Raw genomic sequence first — 3172 nt, 5'->3', positions numbered from 1 at the left:
AGCGCGCGCTCCGCCGGCGGGCCCATGACGTCCTTGCCCGGTTGGACCTGGACTGGGCCACCCGGCTGCCGGCCGGCGAGCTGGCCCACGGCTTCCGCAAGCGCGTGGAGTTGTGCCGGGCGCTGCTCAGCCAGCCCAAACTGCTGCTGCTGGATGAGCCGGCCGCCGGGCTTTCGCACGCGGAAGTCGAGGACCTGATCGGCTGGATCAGGAACCTGCGCGCGGAATTCGAGCTGACCATCGTCGTCGTCGAACATCACATGGGTTTGATTTCCGCGGTGACGGACCGCCTGGCCGTGCTCAACCAGGGGCGGAAGCTGGCGGAGGGCACGGCGGCCGAGGTCCGGCAGGATCCGCGCGTGGTCGAGGCGTACCTCGGGCAGGGGGCGGCATGACGGGCCTCCTCGAACTCTCCAACGTGCGCGCCTGGTACGGCCGGGCCGTGGCGCTGCACGGCATCAGCCTGAGCGTGGCCGACGGCGGCGCGACCGGCATCCTGGGCGCCAACGGCGCCGGCAAGACCACGACGTTGCGCGCCATCAGCGGCATGGTAAAGACCAGCGGGGACATCACCTTCGAGGGCCGCAGGATCGGCGGGATGCGGCCCGACCAGGTGGCCCGGCTGGGTATCGCCCACGTGCCGCAGGACCGCGGCACCCTGGCCAACCTCAGCGTGCAGGACAACCTGCTGGTCGGTGCTTACCGGCGCAAGGACCAGCGCGGCGTCGCCGCCGACCGGGACCACTACTTCGATCTCTTCCCGCAGCTCGCGGCGCGGAGCAAGACACCGGCCGCCGCGCTGTCCGGCGGTGAGCAGCAGATGCTCGCGATCGGGCGCGCCTTCATGTCCGGGCCCAAGCTCGTGCTGCTGGACGAGCCGTCTTTGGGGCTGGCGCCCAGCACGGCCGGCCAGGTCTACGAAGCGATCACCAAACTGCGCACCGAAACGGGGTTGTCCATGGTGGTGGTGGAGCAGAACGCTGCCCTGGCCTTCTCCATTGTGGACGAGGCCACGGTCCTGGAAACCGGGCACGCCGTGCTGTCCGGGCCGCGCGAAGAGCTTATGGGCCTGGAAGCCATTCGCAAAGCGTACCTGGGCGGGTGAGCCGTGGATTCACTGTTCCTGCAGCTCATCATCGACGGCCTGGGCAACGGGGCCATCTACGCCGCCCTGGCGCTCGCCATCGTGCTGGTGAACAGGGCCACCGGGCTGATCAATTTTGCGCAGGGCGCCATGGCCGTGTTCTCCACCTTCCTGGCTTGGACCCTGTGGCAGGCCGGCATTCCGCCGGCGCTCGCCATTCCCCTGGCGATCCTGGTCTCGGCGCCGCTGGGCGCCGGGGTGGAGCGCCTGATCATGCGGCGCTTCGAGCGCGGACTGCCCGACACCGCCATCATCGTCACGGTGGCCCTGCTGGTGCTGTTCACCGGGCTGGCCGGCCTGTTCTGGGGCTACAACTCCCAGCAGTTCCCCTCGCTCTTCGCGCTGGGCACCTTCCAGGTCGCCGGGGCCTTCATCAGCTATCAGTCGCTGGGCAACATCGTGGTGCTGCTGCTGGTGGTGCTGGCACTCCAGCTGCTGTTCAAGAAAACCAAGCTCGGCCTGGCCCTGCGGGCGGTGGCGGACAACCCCGAGTCCAGCGCGCTCTCGGGCATCCCGGTGGGCCGGCTGCTCATGGTGGGCTGGGCCCTGGCCGCCGTGCTGGGCGCCATCGCGGGCGTGTTGATCGCCCCGAAGGTCTTCCTGTCCCCGCACATGCTGGACCAGGTGCTGGTCTACGCCCTGGCCGCCGCCATCCTCGGCGGCCTCAACAGCCCGCTGGGCGCGGTGGTTGCCGCCGGCCTGATCGGCGTGGTGGAAAACCTTGCCGGGGCGTACATCGGCTTTATCGGCGACGACCTCAAGATCGCCGTGCCGCTGATCGCCATGTTCATCGTGCTGCTGGTCAGGCCCCAGGGCCTCTTCGGGCAAAAGGAGGTGGTGCGGGTATGAAGCGCAACGTCTTCGCCTCGCGCTGGTTCCGGATCGCGGTTGCCGCCGTCGTCGTCGTGCTGGCGGTCCTGGCGCCGCTGCAGCTCATCCCCTACGTGAACTACCAGCTGACCGTGGTCGCCGCCTTCGCCGTCGCGATCCTGGGGCTCAACCTCGTGACCGGGTACGCCGGGCAGATCTCGCTGGGCCAGAGCGCGTTCGTGGGGCTGGGCGCCTACGTCACCGCGTACGGCGTCACCGAGGGCTGGCCGGTGCTGCTGACCTTCGTGCTCGCCGCCCTGATCCCCGCCGTCGTCGGTTTCCTGGTCGCCCTTCCCGCGGTCCGGCTGCGCGGGGTTTCGCTGGCCATGGTCACCATCTCGCTGCCGATCATCGCGGACCGGCTGGCCAAGCGGCTGGACGATTTCACCGGCGGCTCCGTCGGCATCACCGTGCAGTGGATGAACGCCCCGGACTGGACCGGCTTGGCCGACGACCAGTGGCGGTACTACGTGGTGCTCGGCATCGCCGCCGTGCTCTTCGTGCTGGCGGCCAACCTGACCCGTGGCCGGATCGGACGGGCCTTCGCCATCGTGCGCGAGAACGAGGCCGTGGCCACCGCGATGGGCGTCTCCAATTACCGGTACAAGGTCCTCGCGTTCACCGTCGCGTCCCTGTACGGCGGCGTCGCGGGCTTCCTGTACCTGGCCGCCGTGCAGTACATGTCCCCGGCCACCCTCAGCTTCGTGGTCTCCATCAACATGCTGGCGGCCATGATCATCGGCGGGTCGGCCAGCATTCTCGGGTCCCTGCTGGGCGGACTCTTCTTCGTTTTCATTCCGGTCCTGGCCGGGCAAATCGATGCCTCGCACACCCCGATCATCTACGGCGCGGCCCTGCTGGTCATCCTGTTCCTGGCACCCGGCGGGCTGGTGACCCTGCCGGCGCTGCTGCGGCGGATGCGCCGCCGACGCGCGGAGCCCGAGGCCGCCCTCAAGGCTCCCGAGACCGGCCCGGAGGTCCATACCCCGACCACCACGGCGATGTGAGCCGGCGGGGGGCAACTCACCGATCCAGCACAAGGCCCACAAGGCTAAGGAGAGAACAATGCGAACACGGCAGATCGGACGCGGCACCGCTGGTGGAGGCCATCACCGACCTCACCGCGGGCGGCAAGCGCCTCCGGGCGTTGTTGGCCTA

General features: G+C 69.3%; 4 protein-coding genes. All 4 read left to right on the top strand.

Annotated elements, in window-relative coordinates; genetic code table 11:
* Nucleotides 1-395, top strand: a 395-nt coding sequence (locus tag AC5RUJ_RS13360) for an ABC transporter ATP-binding protein C-terminal domain-containing protein (protein WP_494155990.1), incomplete at its 5' end; no start/stop codon positions are given.
* Nucleotides 392-1105: an ABC transporter ATP-binding protein gene (locus AC5RUJ_RS13355; protein WP_494024419.1), complete on the top strand. Its 714-nt coding sequence runs from the start codon at nt 392-394 to the stop codon at nt 1103-1105. The genes AC5RUJ_RS13360 and AC5RUJ_RS13355, both read left to right, overlap by 4 nt.
* Nucleotides 1106-1108: 3 nt before the next feature.
* Complete coding sequence (locus AC5RUJ_RS13350; RefSeq protein ID WP_494024692.1) at nt 1109-1993, top strand: branched-chain amino acid ABC transporter permease; 885 nt, start codon at nt 1109-1111, stop codon at nt 1991-1993.
* Complete coding sequence (locus tag AC5RUJ_RS13345) at nt 1990-3021, top strand: branched-chain amino acid ABC transporter permease (protein WP_494024693.1); 1032 nt, start codon at nt 1990-1992, stop codon at nt 3019-3021. The genes AC5RUJ_RS13350 and AC5RUJ_RS13345 overlap by 4 nt, the downstream gene beginning before the upstream one ends.
* Nucleotides 3022-3172 lie beyond the last annotated feature (151 nt).

Source organism: Arthrobacter sp. Y3223164, assembly GCF_059091005.1.
This window is presented reverse-complemented; position numbering and strand designations above follow the sequence as displayed.

Coding starts and splice junctions, on each gene's coding strand:
- AC5RUJ_RS13355 (WP_494024419.1), top strand. CDS start 392: ATGACGGGCCTCCTCGAACTCTCCAACGTGCGCGCCTGGTACGGCCGG.
- AC5RUJ_RS13345 (WP_494024693.1), top strand. CDS start 1,990: ATGAAGCGCAACGTCTTCGCCTCGCGCTGGTTCCGGATCGCGGTTGCC.